Origin of the sequence: Clostridium sp., assembly GCF_040797585.1 — a bacterium.
Classification (GTDB): domain Bacteria; phylum Bacillota; class Clostridia; order Clostridiales; family Clostridiaceae; genus Clostridium_Z.
The window spans coordinates 1-16,511 of record NZ_JBFNEO010000041.1; the positions used below are offsets into that span (position 1 = coordinate 1).

The window sequence follows — 16,511 nt, forward strand, 5'->3', positions numbered from 1 at the left end:
AGTATTTACATTGAATAGACTAGGGTTCTTTAGTGTACCTCTTGCAAAGAACTCTATTGTCATTCCTGTTTCTACATCACCATTATTTATAACATTAACTATTAAGCTAGGCTCTCTATGACCCATAATAATCCCTTTATTCTTAGGTATTACAAGAGGAAAATGGAAATCACCTTTCCACATGACTATCTCAGCTTTCTTACCCTCTATCTCTTGCCAAAAAGGGTACGGAGCGTTAAGGAAGCATTTAAAAGCTAGAGCATTATCATTATTAGTTTTATAATCAGAAGAGAAAATGGGTATACTCTCTGCTCTAATTGTTATTGCTCTATTTATATTGTCTTCTTTATATTTTAGTAATACATCATCTTTAGGGTTCAAAACTCTAATTAACTGCCTTCTCATTTCCATTATTTGATCCCTACTATTTGCTAGAATAAAGCCTTCCACATTTATAGTTCTCTCACTTAAGGTTGTGGAACTTATACTCATACCCGATTGATTAACCCCTTTAAATTTATTAAACTCACCTTGTATTTGTTCATCCTCAAAAAGAGTTACTAATACTCCAGTGTCTCCTATAAAACTATCCATAGTAATGGATAAATTATTTTCTTTATTTATTAGTTCAATATTCAATATAAATACCACCCCCTTAAGTAAAAGATAAACTTCTCATAGCTTTTTTAGTTGCCTTATAAACTTCGTAGGGGCTCTCAACTTTTCCATGGAAGTTATTGGTAACATTAATACCTCTACCTTCTCCACCGCCTAAGAAAGGTGAATCAGCATTAGGATTAAATGGGTTATTCTTTTTTGGTACAATAGCTTCCCCTTCATGTATTAAAGCAAGTCCTGTCTTAGGTACATAGTTTGTTCCAACGGCAAATTGTGGAATCTGTGGAGGTGTCTTTGAAGGTAACTTCGGTGGTGAAATTAATGGAATACTACTTATAATACCCATGATCCAGTCAAATTCATTCTTAACATCTCTAGCTAGTTTTTTCCACCTACTTAATACTCCACCTGTTTGTTTATCTACTACACCCCATATCCCAGGAGAATCTTCTTCTATCTTTTTCTTAATACCTTCATTAGTAGCTTTAGCTGCTTCCACGCTATCATCTCTAGCATTCTCAGCACTAGTAACCATAGCTCTATATTGCTCCTCAGTGATTATACCTGCTGCTTTTAATCTAGCAGCTTCTTTGATTTCCCCATCATATCTTGTTTCAGCTGCTTTAATAGCACCATCCCTAGTTTCATTAGCTTTCTTCACAGTATCAGATGCCATTTCAGCTGTGATTCTACCTGTTTCAGCTTTTAATCTCTCATTGATAACTATTGCTTCAGCTTCTTCTTCACTAAGGATCTCTACTGCTTTTTGTTTTTTCTCTCTTTGTAACTCTTCTATTTGCCTAAACTCTTCTGCTTTAATGCTTCTATTTTCATTAAGAGCTGTCCAGTATATATCTTCTATCTTGGCCTGGTTCGCATTGATATTATTTATTTCAGTATAGTGGTAAGCTTCTAATCTAGTTATAGCAGCTGCTTGTTCCTCTGTAGTTAAAGCACCATTCTGTATAAAGAACTGTTTAGTATCTTCTAACTCTTTATAGAATCTTTCTTGAGAAGCTGTTATAATTTGATTGTTCATGGTTCTATACTTCTCTACCATTAAATCCATTCTCTCTTGTGTAACTATACCAGACTCATCCCAAGTTTGCCTAAAGTTACCTACAATAACATCTTTTTGTTCTTGTGTCAGAGAGTTGGTTTTGCTTAACATATCTCTAAGTCTAGCTTCCATAGTATTAACCATTTCTGTTGTGACTCTATCTGTACCTTGAATCATTCCAAATAATTCATTTACATAACCATCTTTAATATCTTGAGATAAGTCTTTAGCTTGTAATGCTGCTAACGTAAAGTTATCTACAATCTTTTGTTTTATATCTGAAGTAGTATCTTCATTCTTCAACTTCATGTCATACAATGCTTTGCCTACTTCTTCGTCCATCTCTAGATAAGCACCTACTGCTTCCTTAGTACTATCACTAATCTTTACAGCGGTTTCATTAGTCATCTCGCCAAACTCATTTACAGTCACTGAAGTCTTTTCTATCCTATCTGCAAATATGTCTATCTCAGGTACAACTTCTTCCTTTAGGTTTTCATATATTTTATATCCACCGTAGGCTACTGCTCCAGCAGCCGCTACCCATGGTGCTGCTGCTAGTGCAGCTGAACCTAACCCCCCAACTAATGCTCCTAATCCGCTGGCCCCTGCTGCCGTTCCTGCTGCTGTCCCAACTCCACTTAATGCAGTACTTGCAGTTGCTCCTACTGTTTTTGCTAATCCTAACTTACCAAGAAATTTACCTACTAAAGGAGTTCCTTCTCCAAACACTACACTTAACCCACTTACTACGGGCTTTAATTTAGTAAATAACGTTATAGTTTTACCTACTCCAGATATTACAGGTCCTAAAGTTGCTGAGAATATTGCAGTTTTAACTATTGTTTCTTTCATCCACGGACTTAAATTTTTAAACCCTTCCGCAAAATTCCTTGTACCTTCTACAACATCTTTAACAACCGGCATTAAAATATCCCCTAGTTCTATACCTAGATTTTTAATGTCATTTAATGCTTTCCTCATTTCTGTACCTGGAGCCTTATCCATTTTATTAAAGGCATCATCAAGGGCTGTAGTGTTAGTCTCCATTTCTTTTATGGTATCATTGTATATTTTCATACCATTTTCACTAGTTAGCATAAGAATGGAGTTAAGTCCTTCTACAGAACCAAATACAGAAGCCATTGCCCCAATAGGGCTATCTGCTGCTTGAGCTAATGTTTCGAATTGTTTGCTTAATATATTAGTTTCTTTCTTTAAATTCTTATATTCTTCTGTATTCTTTTTTCCTTGCTTTTCTAACTCTAATAACTTATATACATTTTTAGATAAATTGTCTTGTAATCTTTTAAATTCTGGACTAGCATTTTCTAATCCTAACTTAACATCTTTTAAAAATCCTATCCACCCTTTACTTTGCAGGGCAGATACTGAAAAATCTATGCCCAGTTGCTCCGCTGCTTCACTTGCTTCTTTGCTAGGCTTAATTATATTACTCATAGCAGCCTTTAAAGCAGTTACGGACTCAGAAGTTGCAAGACCTTGAGCTGTTGTACTAGCTAAAGAAGAAAATAATTCCTCAGTAGTGATTCCTAACTGTGCAGCTATAGGTGTAACCTTACCTACTGCACTTGCTAACTCCCCGAAGGTTGTTTTACCTTTATTTTGAGTAATTAACATTTGATTAGCTATCTTTTCAGCTTCACTACTCTGCATACCATAAGAGTTTAAAACTGTAGTAAGTCCATCAACTGCGGTAGCTGTGTCAGTAAATCCACCTTTAGCAGCTTTAACGGTAGTCCCTAAAAAATCTATAGCGTCAGCAGTGTCTACGGAACCTGAGATAGCTTCATATAAAGCTTCATTTAATTCTGTAGCTGCCATTCCTGTTTCATGAGATAAATCCATTACTCCGCTTTTTAAGTCTTCTATTGGAACTTTAGTTGTGTCTGCTATAGTGCTAACTTTAGCTATACTGTCTCCAAAATCCGTACCAAATTTAACTGCTGCTGCTCCTGCTGCAACAATAGGCAGAGTAACCCTCTTTGTCATAGCTCCACCTATGTCGCTCATTTTTTCCCCTACTTTAGCAACGCTCTCCATGCTCTTAGAAACTTCTTTTGCTCTTCCTACAGCTTCTGTTTTAATTCTATCCATATCACTTCTAAAGGTTTTAATATCGACCTTCATCTGAGTAATTAAAGGAGCTAACGCTATACCCCCCTTCAAGTTATCCCCTCCTTTCTTTAAATTCTCTTATAGCTCTTGTATCTGCTTTGGTTTGTTGTAATCTCCATAAGGTTTTAAGGAACTCTCTCCCACTCTCATAACTATTAAAGCCTTGTATCCAAGACTCTTTGTCATAAAGCATATATTCACTTATCCCAAGTTCCTGTACTTCTTTAAAATTTAATCCTGTATACTTACTAATTCTTTTAATTTCATTAGTAGATAATGAAAAAAATGATTCCCATTCCTCACTAGGGAAGTATTTATTAAAAATAGCTTCCCTAAATCTTTCATCTTGAGGAATAGGAATTATTAGTTTGGGTCATTTAAAGGTTCTTTAGTAAAACTAACTATAGAAATATATAGCTTATTAACTACTGATTGAGGTAATTTTTCTATATCTTTTGCAGTAAATTTATTTCCACTAGTATTTCTATTTAACATTTCAGTTACTAACTCTACTTGCTTTTCATATATTTTCTTAGGATCTTCTGTCATTTCATATTCTGATACTTTCCTAAACATTGCAGGGGTAAGTTCTTGAACCCTAATTAACTCTCCATTAAGTTGAAATTCTATTGTTCTATTTATATATCTATCTAAATCTATCATGTTTTTCCTCCTAAAATTAAAGGAGCCTTTATTCAAAAGACTCCTGAGATATTATATATTTTTAATTTACCTATTCTGTAATTTCCCCATCTGAAAGTTCTTCTTCAAACTCTGCTAAGAATCCCTTTATATATTCAATAGCTGCTATTTCAGAATCCACTACTACCTCTTTTTCTCCAAACTCCATGGCAAACCCATTACCACCTTGACCTATCATAGTAAATCTTAATTTTTTGCCATTTTGTTTTGTATGAACAAATCTTATAAGAACATTCTTTAAAGCTCCACCACCGCCAAAAGTTAATTTCCTATTTTTCTTAACTTCATCAACTGTAACCTTAGCCGTAGAAAGCAGAGCTATTTTATCCATATTCCATGTAAGAAGTCCAGTTTTGAAGGTTAAATCTTCTTTTGTTATAAAACTTCTTACCGTCTTACCATAACTATTTTTAACATCATACTTCTCTGGCTTGTAATCAATAGAAGCTCCTCCTGAAGTATGACCAACATTGTGATTATCAGTTTCTATTTCTGTGTGTTCTGGAATCTCCTCTCCTTTAAACTCATACATATATAATTCCCCAGCACCTAATAATATCTCGTCCTTAGCCATTATTACACCTCCATGTTATTATAAAAATTAATGTATTCTCATACATCTGTAAATCATCCATAAATAAAAGCCCTCCACCACTTAGAGAACTTTTAAAATAAGTGCTCCCATAGGTAATAAAAGGCTTATCTTCTTCCATATCCATTATTTTGTTTATTGTTGTTTCTATTTCTTTTACTTGGTCATAATCAGACCATATTATTTTAAGCTCTAATTGACTTTGTTTAATATGTCCTCCGCTTATAGGAGAAAATGTATAAACTATAGAAGGCTTTTCAATATCTGTAGTGAAAATAGGAAAAAGCCTATCTTTTAATTCTGTTACATTACTTTCTATATAGTTTTTAATATCTATCTCCACTACTTAGCACCTCCTAGAATTTTATTTATTTTATCTTTATTATTAAGTTTCGCTTTCTCTAAAAATTGATTAGGTTTTTGTCCTTTAGTAATATGCCATCCTGCATATTTTCCTTTTTCTACTTTATACTTCCAAGGTGTTTTTCTACCATTACCATTAATAGCATATATACCAGTTCCTTGATGTACATATGGAGCATACTCCATGCTATTAGCTACACTCCCTACTATTTCAGTTTCTGTTAAGCCTACATCATGAAACATAGCAGCTCTTAAAGGTCCTTGGTCAACTGGGCAAAGCTTTTTACTTTCACCTTCTAATAAAACACAAGCTTTTTCGACATTCTTAAAAGCCTTCATTACCTGTTTATAAGTTGCTTCCTCTAAACTCTTTTGGAATTCTCTATTATCACTAGACATTAGTATCAACTACCTTTAAATAAAGTTGTGTTAATCTTCCCTTAGGCTTAACGGATAGTATATTATACACTGTATTTCCTTCTCTAAGCCTGTTTATCCCTTCTTTAATATCTTTATGTCTAGTAAGTCCAGTATGGCTAGAATCATTGAATTTAACACTCTGTGTATTTATTCTATCGTCTATATCATAAATAGCTACTTCAATAGTATTACTTTCTTTCCATTCTTCTTTTGTAGCTCCTGAAGGTGTTCTAACTTTGGCTTTACTCTCTAATATAATAGGCTTCATATCTCTGTTTATACTAGCCATTAAAACTTCACCTTCCTTATAGCTCCAAGTTCTTGTTTAATGTCTTTAGGAAGTCCATCTATAAAAGATTGTGATATTCCACTATAGCTTTCAGAACTTAATCCTTCTGAACCCATAATATTACACCTAATGACTACAATTCTTCTTATTAAACTCTCAGCCTTACCTGGAAGTTCCTTAATGTTACAATAGTTAAGAATAAATTCTTGTACATCTTCAATCATAAGACTTAATAGATCATCTTTTATCGTATCACCTATAGCTATCTTAATCTTTTTCAACATCTTTAACACCTTCTAAAGCTTTTATCAATTCTTCTTTTTTCATATCTGAATAGCCTTCTATCTCTTTCTCTTTTGCTAGTTCCTTAAGCTCTTTTACTGTTAAATTATTCAATGTATCTTTTTCTTCAGTAACTTCTATTTTCTCTTCTCTAACTTCATATCCCATATTCTTAAACCAATCAACTAGCCATAAATCTTCTGTGTTTCCTTCTCCATTAACAAAAGAAACACCAGCACTAAGGCCAGTGTATTCTTTGTTTGGAGATAATATTTTATATTTAGGCATACAATCACTCCTAGCTATCTTACTTTTATATTTCTTAATACTCCTGCTGATCTAGAATTCTTTAAGGCTATTGCTCCAACCATTTCAACTTCACCTTTTTTAACTGCTCCTGGTGCGTTCAAATCAGGAAGATAAGTCTTTATAATCTTATCCCCTTTTACTGTAACACCATGAAATCCTCCAAGATTAATACCAGCAGCGAATAAGTCAGTTAATCCATCAGTCTCATTAGCAGATATAGTTCTTTTTTGTATCTTAACTGTTGGTATAGTTCCAGTATTATCTACATAATATCCAAGGTCTACCAATGGTATATTATTATATGAATCAACCTTCTTTCCAAAAGCATCTTCAGCTTGAGTTAAATAACCTGCTCTTCTTGCACATGCTCTTATTTTTGACATAAGTTTTGCATTTCCCATAAGCATATTAGGAGTACCATCTAATTCACTTAAAAACTCATCTAGCAAGTCTAAAAAGTCTTTATAATTTGTATCTACTGCATCAGAAGTTGATAAGTCTATAACACTATCTTTGTTTAATTCCGTACTTGATCCAGCTAATGCCTTATCTAATCCATCAAAGGATTTAGAATCTACTGCACTATCTCCGTTAATAACTGTGTAATGAAATAGATTACTAGCCGCTTTAATTTTCTCTTTAAGTTGGAAATCAACTTCATCTATCGCCCCACTTGTATTTGCTAATATTCTATCTAATTCAAAACCTCCTCCAAATATCTTAAGGTCCACAGTGTGCTTTTCTCTCTTAGCTTCTTGAGATGTATACTCATTATTAATTTCTCTAAATTGTGCTGTTCCTGGAGTTTTTAATCTAGTGTAACCATAAGTTAATGTACTTCCCCCTGTGCCTGGAGAAACTGCATCGTCAAATATTAATTGTTCTAATAATAATGAATTCCTTCTAAACTCATCTATAACCATTTGGTCTACCTTATCTGCCATGCTTACTTTTGCTTCTTTTAATGTAATTGCCATATTAAATCACCTTTCCTTTTCTTATTGATATTTTTGTGCTAATGCACTTCTTAAATCTGTTGTATCTTGTGGTGCTGGATTACTCTTCCCGTCTGTTGGATCGCTACCAGTTACAGTAGTATCAAATAAATATGAATCACTTTTCTTTAATGCTTCTAATTGGTCTGTAAGTCCTAATATGTTCTCACCATCAAGCTTTACATTCTCCATATTCAAAAGAGCCTTAATGGCTTTTGCATTTCTTACATTTGCACTCTTTAAAGCTCCATCTACTGCATAATTAAATTGCATATTTTGTATTTGTTTTTCATAGTCAGTAACTTTAGTTTCATATTCACCTATCTTAGATTGAAGAGTTTCATTATCAGTATTATTCTTCTTAAGGTCCTCAATAGTTGTATTTGCTGTTTTAAGTTGCTCATTTAATGCATCAAATTTATCTTTATCAGCATATGTTGAGCTATCTACTAAATCAATGTCCTTATATTTATTCTGAACATCTTCTGGTATTTGTGCATATGCTTCTCCTAATATTTCATTTAATTTTGGCATTTAACCCACCTCCTTTCCTAATAATTTTTATATTTGATTACTGGACAATTTTTAAGCTCTCCAATACAGCGCGTCAATATCTGGGTTGCATCAGATATTAAATAATTTTTTTCGTTAAACATATTTAATATTGTCGCAACTATTTCTGCATCTTCATAATCCATATCATCTAAATTCAGATTTGAAGTAATATTATTCTTAGCTTCTATTAATTCTTGTGACATTAGTTCTTTCATTTATATCATTCCTTTCTTTAATTTTAGATAAAATAAAAAAGCCTTATTTCTAAGACTTATTTTCCATTGATTCTATTCATTTCACTTTTTAACCCCTTTTGTAGGGAATCTATATTTCTATCTAGCAATACTAAGTCTATATCTTTAGTATCATTAAACCTTTGTACACTCATTTCTTTTATACTTCTTTTTAACCTTCTGCATTTAGAATTCATAATACATACTAAATACTTCTGTCCACACTTAGAGCAATGATAAAAAGTTTCTGTAAGCATAGATCCTAAATACTTTTCTTTAAGCATTTCTTGCTCCATTATAAATTCTTCATTACATGAGTTACATATTATATTCATAGTATCCTCCAGAATAGAAAGCACTTACTATATTTTAACTTAGTAAGTGCTTTAATAATTTAACTCTATTTTATCTAATAACTCTTTTAATGGCTTTCCTTCAATAATCCAGTTTTCAATCATGTCTTTAAAGTTTTCGTCATTACTTTTGTACTTTCCAAATAGTATACTATCCTCATTATCATACTGACCTACATTATATCCATTGTTTAATAGAAATATATAATATTCTTTTCCAGATAAGAAAAAAGAAGCGTCGTTCAATAATGTAAATTCCTTAAAATCTTCTATTTTCATAATATCACTTCCTCTCTTTAATTATAATATATCTTTATTTATCCTTCTATCCTTTTTACTTAACTCGTGAGTTGTTCTTTCACACTTCCCATCCCACTTATACTTATGACAATGTTCTCCGTTATTACCATACGGATGTAACTTAGAATTACCATGAGGTCCTGAATGTATTTGTTTTTTCATTAATCCATCTTTATCATAGAATGTTCTATCTATTTGTCTTACATTCTTTTTAATAGAATCAGTTTCAATAACAGCATAAGGTTTATATTTTCTTGGTAAACTGTAATGTTCTCCTTTATGATCTTCTGTTACTATTATTATACCATTATTTGTATACTTATATCCAATATTATCTCTTCTATTAAATTCATTGTTAACACTTTCTTTAATTTTACCGTAGTCTTTCTTATCATCATCTTCATCAATTAACGGAATATAAGTACATCTACAATTAGCATGTAGTGGAACTATAGGAGCATCTTTCAGCCTATACTTATTGCCATGCTTTACACCACATACATGACAAGTTCTTTCATCTAATGCAGCCCATAACTGAATCTTTTCAACTCCACTATCCATATAAGCTCTTAAAGAACTCTCATTCAAATAGTGCATAGTTTCAGTTCTTACTAGCCTATGAGCTTCATCAAAGCCTTTCATCATTCTTTCTTCTAGCTGAGTTGCCATTTCAAATATTGCCTTACCTTGTACTAATCCCCTAGTAAGTATCTCGTTTAAATTGCGTTCTAATACTCTCGTATTCTCCCATAACCTACTAGAAAAGTTATCCCCACTCCATGGAAACTTTAATAGACTCTCTATAAGCTTCTTATTAGGCAAAGTATATTCTAACTCTCCAAGCTCTTTCATAGTATTAGAGTAATTTTCTATAAAAGCCTTAGTTATTTGATTAGTTGTTCTCTTTTCAATCTCATTACTTAACTGTTTAATGATCTCATTTATATTATCATTAAGCTTTCCTAGTCTATTATATTTATGCATATCACTTAAGGTAGGTGTTCCAGTTTCCATCTTCTTAGCTACTTTATATAGGTCTTCTTCAATATCTAAATAAGCTTCCTGGTATATTTCTTTTAGAGCTTTATTTCTTTCTTCTAAGGAATTATATATGTTCCAAGTTTTATTTGCTACTCTCTTTTCCCAATAGTTACTATCCTTCATCTACCTCACCATCCTTGGGTAAAGGTATATTGTCATAGTCCAATCCAGCTTCTTCCTCATGTAGTTTTTTCTCTTCTTCTAATCTTAGAAGTTCCTCAGATAAATCTGATACAAATGGATGGTTCTCAAGCAATGTTTTCTTAGATACTATTCCCAATGAATCACCAACATTCTTAATAGAATCACTAACATTTATAAGCATATTCCTAACAAATGTAACTTTAGCAGTTTTATAATCATGTGTTCCCTTATTAGTTAACTTTAAATATTCAGCTATAAACCAAAATAATTCATCAAAAGCATTTTTAAATTTTCTTTCCATCTGATCACACTTTAAGTCTAATGCAGCATAAAGGAATTTAAGTGAAACCCCTGAAGGAGAATTACCAAACTTATCTGTATCTTTATCTACACCTTTACCGAATGTGTAAATGTCTTTCTTCAATCTGTCTAGATGTCTCTCAACTGCTTCTATATCTATATCTGGACTTAACTTATCCACTCCTCCGTCATCATCAACTTTAACTACTTTATAAAGCTTTAAATCAGTAAGAAACTCATTTAAATCAGTACCACCATAGTTCTTAAGAACATAAATAAACCTCGCTATATCATCTAGTGTGTTAGATGTATCCGAGGTATTCTTATCATAATCATCTATTAGATCCTTAAAGTATGTTAAGTCATTTTTCTCTCTACTATTATTTCTAAAAGGTATAAAAGGTACTTTACCCCAACTTTGATAAACTCCATTAACTAAAAAATGCCCTACTGTTTCTCCTTCTCCTATAGCTTCTATATCTGGAATAAGATTTCCCTTATAATTTGTATAGTAAGTTACAGTATCTTTTGTCCAATACTCAACTTTCTTAACATCTGATTTCTTATCACCTTCATAAGTCTCAACATAATAGAATCTTATTATAGCTTCTAATTCTTCCTTAGTATTATCTTTATATATAGGTATTATTTGTTCACTCTCATGTTTTCTGAACTTTAATTCACCATTACTATTTATATATGGTTGAAGCCATGCTATACCTTTGTTACTTGCTTCTACTCCTATTTCTTGTAGCTTATCATCAAACTTATAGTCTAGTATTTCTATAAGTCTCTTTTGAAATTCTTCATCATCTGCTGTAATCTTTGGACTTGTACCTAGTAAATAACTTACCTTTTCATCAATCAATAAATTAGCAAACCCATGTGATAGTTTATTATTAGGTCTTTCCTTATCTTCTACCTTTTGTCCATCAATATACTTATATATTTTTCTTTGCTTAATATCATTTTCATTATCATAGTATCTCTCACCTATAAGCATATCGTTTCTCTTTTGACTGCTTTCAAAGTCTTGTATATATTTATTTATTATTTGTTCCTGTGTCATTGCTGGAGCACTAGGCTTTATTAGATTGCTTAAGAATCCCAAATTAACACCTCCTTATTTTAATACTGACATACCACCCGACTTATTTATATTTTCAGCTATTCCTGTTGTAGCATCTGGAGCATCATCATTTTTGTTTTTACCTTCTCTTTGATATTTAACCATAGCATTATAATACTCTGGCCATCTATCTCTCCAATTAACAGGATAATATATATGGTCCATAACCCATGTAGCATTTGATAATATCCTAGCCTTCTTATTCTTGCTTTGATGGAACCATTTGACTTTAGTTTTATTGCTACCATACTTTTCTTTTAATATTCTCTCTACACTTCTAGCAAAACCACGACCACCATTATTACTTTCTACATCAGCTATATTCACATCATTTTCATAAAGTCGTTTTGCAGTCTCAGTTTCTGTGGTTTCCATAGAATCCTTTGTATAATAAACATCTAATACATAAGCTTCTTTATTATACTCACCATAAACAATACTACATAAGTAGTCACTTCCTTCATCAGCAGTATCTGTATAAGCCTTAATTCTATTAAATAAAGGATTACCATTAATATCTCTAGGTATATCTATATATGTCTTAAAGCTACTGTAAAGCCTTCCTTTGATGTCTATAGGTTCTTGCTGATAGTTAGCACTTGCTATATCCTCACCCATAGCTTTTACTTTATTTATATAGCTCCTATAACTTAATACCTCTGGACAAAGCATTTCTTTCTTTTCTTTATCAACCAACGCTTTCATGCTTATATGTTTTACTTTAATACTCTGCTCTTTATAATAATCTAATGCCTTACCTGCTAAATCATCACTGGCCCACCTAGTCATTATAATTATTATCTTTCCACCTTCTTCAAGCCTTGAAAGCATTGTATTAGTAAACCACTCCCAGTGCTTTTGCTTAACACTTTCGTTATAGGCTTCTTCAGCGTTTTTAATTAAATCATCTATAATCATAAGGCTACAGCCAAATCCTGTTGCTGTACCTGTTGGTGAAGTTGCTAAGTAGTTATTATATCCACCTTCTAAGGACCATAGGTTCATAGCTCCATCACCGTGTTTAATTGATACTCCTGGAAACACATCAGAGAATACAGGCTTATATTTATCTGCCTTTTCTTCCTGAATACTATTCCTTACATTCTTAGAAAACATAGTTGATAAAGTTTCATTATATGACCCTGTCATAATCTTTTCATTTTGATTCTTACCTAGCACCCATTCAACGAATAACCCTGATGTTCTACTCTTTCCATGTCTAGGCGGTTCATTAACAATTAATACTTCATCATCACTTTCATAAAAGTTCTGAAACTCATCACATAAGTCAATTAGGTATTTTCTATCTTGTTTATAAAAGCCTGGAGCTTTTAAATTGCAATAAAAAAAGAACTCACGTCTTGCAAGTTCTATCTTCGCACCTAGTTTTATTAACTCTTTATCCATCATTTATCAACTTCTTAAGGTCCTCAGTACTTAATCCTTCATATGGATTATTTACATTCATGTTTCCACTTAATTCAACCTTATCTTTAAACATTCCTAAATGCTTACCTAATAATTCTAAAGCCTTAACCTTATCACATGAAGCTACCTCTATACCAAACTTAGTTTGTTTAATAGCTGCTATAGCTTTCTTTTTATATTCTGGTAAATCATCTGTAATAACCAATTCAACGTCCTTATAAAAGACTTCTTCCTTTTCACCCGTTGGTTTTCCCTCTTTATCTAATACAGGCTTCATATAAGATTTTTCAACTACTTTTGCAAAATCTGAGCCATTAGCAAATGCTATTTTAGAAAGCTCTTGCAGGACCATATCTTGAGTTATTTCTGTTCTCTGTTCTCTATCTTTCATTCTTTTATCTATATAACTCTTTACGTTAGCATTTGTTAGCAATCTACTTCCATTAACTCTTGCAGTTTCATCATTCTTAATATTCTTATATGCTGCTTTATAAGCTCTAGTGGCATTTAAATCCACTAAATACTCATCTACAAATATTTTTTGTTTTGGTGTTAGCTTCACAATGCCACCTCCTATATATTGTATCTTTATCAACATAATCCACAACATATTGTGTATAATTATTAAAATAACAAAAAGACACCCATATAATACTAGAATGTACACTGGAAGATTCACCTCCTAGTATTTTAATATTGGATGCCTTTTGTTTTATTTCTATGATACTATATTAACACGTTTATAATCACAATATATTAGTTATATACAAGATGTTTCTAAGACTTTTCTAAGATACTTCTTTTATAAACATTATACTTGATATTTCCTTAATTAATTTACTCTTGTAACTTGATAAATAACTTTCTTCTAAATTAATATGTTTACTTATATTTTTGAGTTGATTCTTTTTAATATAGTATTCTTCTATTATATTCCTATCTCTCTCATCTAAAGATTCAAGTATATTATTTATTTTTTCAATTTCTATTTCTTTACTTCTTATTTTAGTCTTTAATCTCAAGATCTCTTCTTCTTTTTTAATTACTTCTAATTCTACTGAGGAATTTATATTATGAGCTTTAGGCATATCTGAATATTCTATAGCTCCCATTCCTCTGTAACTATTCTCTATATCTTCAATATCTAATAACATATTTTTTATTTCAATCTTAGTTTTCTTATAATTATATAGCATTGCTTCAACTTTTTTATATGAATTCAACTAAAATCACCTACTTTTTGTTCTATTTTCACTAAGAATTTAACCTTTTTTCTCTTAAATTAGCTACTTTTAGTCACTTTTTATCAATTTCTTATTTTTTAATATATACACTTTAAACCCTCATGTAATCTACATTTAAGCTACTTTCTCTATAAAAAGGTAACATTTTAGGTAACACTTTTTCGTTACCCCTCAACCCTAGTGTTATCAATGGTTTGAGCTACTTGGTAACATGGTAACATTTTTCTATAAACTATGTGCGTATCTTTTATATATACTACATAAACACTCTCATGTGTGTATATATATTTATATATTTATGTTACTATGTTACTTATATATATAAAGCATTGATACCATTGGATTTAAGTAGGTAACACAAAGGTAACATTCGGTAACATTTTACTATGTTTATGTTACCTCATTAATTTTATGAAAAAGGTATAACTCTCCTTTCTTCATCTGAAAGCTCTTCCAACTCTGGCGGAATTATCGAATTGACCTTAATTTCCCTTAATCTCTCTGCATTGTATGTGTCAAATCTAACTGGCTTGGTTCCTATTTTTATGAGCTTATTAGCAACCCCATCTAAATATCCAGCCTTTTGAGCCTGTTTTTTAAAGTCCCTTAGTTTAAGTGGAATTATATCTGCTCCAACCTTATTAACGTGCTCATGTATTTGATTTATCATTTCGCTAGTTTTTATAAATATTCCATCACCTCTATACTTTACAACTTCATCTGAATTAAATGCTCTTCCATCCTCAATCATGTCATTGTAGAGTACTAGCATCTGCTCTACTGTTGAATGTGTATCTTGTCCATCTTCTAAAACTTCACTTTTTATATTTTCAATCACATGGCTTACATATCCATCAATCTTTTTAAATTTCATTTTCTTAAGAAGAATATTAAGTATTTCTATTCCACAACATATATTAACAGCCGTAGTAAGTGGTCTATTCTTTAACCCATTTATATTATTCTCAACATCTTCTCTTATCTTAGAATACTGATCAACTTCTAATTCTAAAATTACTTTTATAAGACTTTTCCCAAGCTTATTGAGTAAAATTTCATTTTCTATTATCCACTTCATGGATTTTTCATGTTCTTTTTTTCTTTCTCTTTTTGATAGATATATAATACAACTTCTCTCTATCAATGCCTTTTCTTGGTTAGGATAACTTTCTTCTCCTGCAATTATCAATGGTCTATTGAGTTGGAAGTCTCTAGATTTAAAAGATTTATCTCCTCTAGATATTGTAGCTCTATCATATAAGTTTCTAAGGGTTTCGGAAATCTTGGCCACTTTATATCTATCTAAAGATGATGGTTTAAATTCATCAAATAACATTGGATAATTACCATCACTTAATCCTTTTATTAGTGCGAATGGAGTAATTAATCCAATAGATCTTACATCTTTTTTCGGATAATTAAGTATTGGAGCTATTACATTTTCTAAAATCGTACTTTTACCACATCCACTTTCTCCGACTATTAATAAATGATGGAGTTTTTGTTTTAATTCTTGGTTTTGATATATTGCTAAATTATTAATTACGGTTCCGATAATTGAAATTGATTTTTCAGGAGTTGCGAACTTGAATATATACTTTTTTAATTCATTAAGATCCTCCTTAGATATGTTTTCTAAATCAAATACATCTGCTGAATTTCTTCCATCTGACTTTATATGATATAAAAACTTATCTTTAGCAATAGCTCCATCATTGGTTACAAAAATTAATTCATCATCTTTTCTAATGAACTTTATACCTTGATATATTTCTTCAACTTCCATTATAAAATATTTATTTATCCAAACTTTTAAATCTGTTAGTTCATCAATTTTACCCTTAAAAGCTAAATCCATAGTTCCTAAAAAATTTTTAAATGCCTTTATATCATCAAATACTGTACTTAACCCTGTTCTTTCGATTTTTTCTCCAGTAGAAGATTTAAGTATTATTTTTATTCCTTCCTGGTCTTCATCTTCAAATTTTATTCTAGTTGCTTCTTGTAGATTGAAG

Annotated in this window: 20 protein-coding genes and 1 pseudogene; all 21 read right to left on the reverse strand. The window is 31.4% G+C overall.

Going from position 1 to position 16,511, the window contains the following annotated elements; genetic code table 11:
• A partial coding sequence (locus tag AB2369_RS04445) for a phage tail domain-containing protein (protein ID WP_367665275.1) occupies positions 1-639 on the reverse strand: 639 nt, incomplete at its 3' end.
• Between the two features lie 16 nt (positions 640-655).
• Positions 656-3,868 carry a phage tail tape measure protein gene (locus tag AB2369_RS04450; RefSeq protein ID WP_367665276.1) on the reverse strand — a complete coding sequence of 1,071 codons (3,213 nt, stop codon included), beginning with the start codon at positions 3,866-3,868 and terminating at the stop codon, positions 656-658.
• Positions 3,869-3,895: 27 nt separating this feature from the next.
• Positions 3,896-4,018: a hypothetical protein gene (locus tag AB2369_RS04455; protein ID WP_367665277.1), complete on the reverse strand. Its 123-nt coding sequence runs from the start codon at positions 4,016-4,018 to the stop codon at positions 3,896-3,898.
• Between the two features lie 162 nt (positions 4,019-4,180).
• On the reverse strand, positions 4,181-4,480 hold the full coding sequence (locus AB2369_RS04460; protein ID WP_367665278.1) for a hypothetical protein: 300 nt from the start codon (positions 4,478-4,480) through the stop codon (positions 4,181-4,183).
• Positions 4,481-4,550: 70 nt separating this feature from the next.
• Entirely contained in the window at positions 4,551-5,093 is a 543-nt protein-coding gene (locus AB2369_RS04465) for a hypothetical protein (protein ID WP_367665279.1), read from the reverse strand.
• Positions 5,086-5,454 (reverse strand): hypothetical protein, encoded by a 369-nt coding sequence (locus tag AB2369_RS04470; RefSeq protein ID WP_367665280.1) that lies wholly within the window; start codon positions 5,452-5,454, stop codon positions 5,086-5,088. Before AB2369_RS04470 ends, AB2369_RS04465 begins: the two co-directional genes overlap by 8 nt.
• Entirely contained in the window at positions 5,454-5,873 is a 420-nt protein-coding gene (locus tag AB2369_RS04475; protein ID WP_367665281.1) for an HK97 gp10 family phage protein, read from the reverse strand. The genes AB2369_RS04470 and AB2369_RS04475 overlap by 1 nt, the downstream gene beginning before the upstream one ends.
• Positions 5,866-6,183: a hypothetical protein gene (locus AB2369_RS04480; protein ID WP_367665282.1), complete on the reverse strand. Its 318-nt coding sequence runs from the start codon at positions 6,181-6,183 to the stop codon at positions 5,866-5,868. The genes AB2369_RS04475 and AB2369_RS04480 overlap by 8 nt, the downstream gene beginning before the upstream one ends.
• Positions 6,183-6,467 (reverse strand): phage head-tail connector protein, encoded by a 285-nt coding sequence (locus tag AB2369_RS04485; RefSeq protein ID WP_367665283.1) that lies wholly within the window; start codon positions 6,465-6,467, stop codon positions 6,183-6,185. The genes AB2369_RS04480 and AB2369_RS04485 overlap by 1 nt, the downstream gene beginning before the upstream one ends.
• Positions 6,451-6,753, reverse strand: coding sequence for a Rho termination factor N-terminal domain-containing protein (locus AB2369_RS04490; protein ID WP_367665284.1), 303 nt, complete (start codon positions 6,751-6,753; stop codon positions 6,451-6,453). The genes AB2369_RS04485 and AB2369_RS04490 overlap by 17 nt, the downstream gene beginning before the upstream one ends.
• 14 nt (positions 6,754-6,767) lie before the next feature.
• Positions 6,768-7,751, reverse strand: a complete 984-nt coding sequence (locus tag AB2369_RS04495) for a major capsid protein (protein ID WP_367665285.1) — start codon at positions 7,749-7,751, stop codon at positions 6,768-6,770.
• 21 nt (positions 7,752-7,772) lie between these two features.
• Positions 7,773-8,303, reverse strand: coding sequence for a phage scaffolding protein (locus AB2369_RS04500; RefSeq protein WP_367665286.1), 531 nt, complete (start codon positions 8,301-8,303; stop codon positions 7,773-7,775).
• 17 nt (positions 8,304-8,320) lie between these two features.
• Positions 8,321-8,539 carry a hypothetical protein gene (locus AB2369_RS04505; RefSeq protein ID WP_367665287.1) on the reverse strand — a complete coding sequence of 73 codons (219 nt, stop codon included), beginning with the start codon at positions 8,537-8,539 and terminating at the stop codon, positions 8,321-8,323.
• Positions 8,540-8,595: 56 nt separating this feature from the next.
• Positions 8,596-8,892 (reverse strand): hypothetical protein, encoded by a 297-nt coding sequence (locus tag AB2369_RS04510; protein ID WP_367665288.1) that lies wholly within the window; start codon positions 8,890-8,892, stop codon positions 8,596-8,598.
• A 51-nt stretch (positions 8,893-8,943) separates the two neighbouring features.
• A complete protein-coding gene (locus tag AB2369_RS04515) occupies positions 8,944-9,189 on the reverse strand; it encodes a hypothetical protein (RefSeq protein ID WP_367665289.1) in 246 nt (81 codons plus the stop codon).
• Between the two features lie 21 nt (positions 9,190-9,210).
• On the reverse strand, positions 9,211-10,374 hold the full coding sequence (locus AB2369_RS04520; protein ID WP_367665290.1) for a minor capsid protein: 1,164 nt from the start codon (positions 10,372-10,374) through the stop codon (positions 9,211-9,213).
• Positions 10,364-11,806: a phage portal protein gene (locus AB2369_RS04525; protein ID WP_367665291.1), complete on the reverse strand. Its 1,443-nt coding sequence runs from the start codon at positions 11,804-11,806 to the stop codon at positions 10,364-10,366. The genes AB2369_RS04520 and AB2369_RS04525 overlap by 11 nt, the downstream gene beginning before the upstream one ends.
• 12 nt (positions 11,807-11,818) lie before the next feature.
• Positions 11,819-13,231: a phage terminase large subunit gene (terL, locus tag AB2369_RS04530; protein ID WP_367665294.1), complete on the reverse strand. Its 1,413-nt coding sequence runs from the start codon at positions 13,229-13,231 to the stop codon at positions 11,819-11,821.
• On the reverse strand, positions 13,224-13,814 hold the full coding sequence (locus AB2369_RS04535) for a terminase small subunit (RefSeq protein WP_367665292.1): 591 nt from the start codon (positions 13,812-13,814) through the stop codon (positions 13,224-13,226). Before AB2369_RS04535 ends, terL begins: the two co-directional genes overlap by 8 nt.
• A gap of 226 nt (positions 13,815-14,040) precedes the next feature.
• Positions 14,041-14,475, reverse strand: coding sequence for a sigma-70 family RNA polymerase sigma factor (locus AB2369_RS04540; protein WP_367665293.1), 435 nt, complete (start codon positions 14,473-14,475; stop codon positions 14,041-14,043).
• A gap of 430 nt (positions 14,476-14,905) precedes the next feature.
• Positions 14,906-16,511, reverse strand: a pseudogene (locus AB2369_RS04545) (DNA primase); the annotation flags it as partial.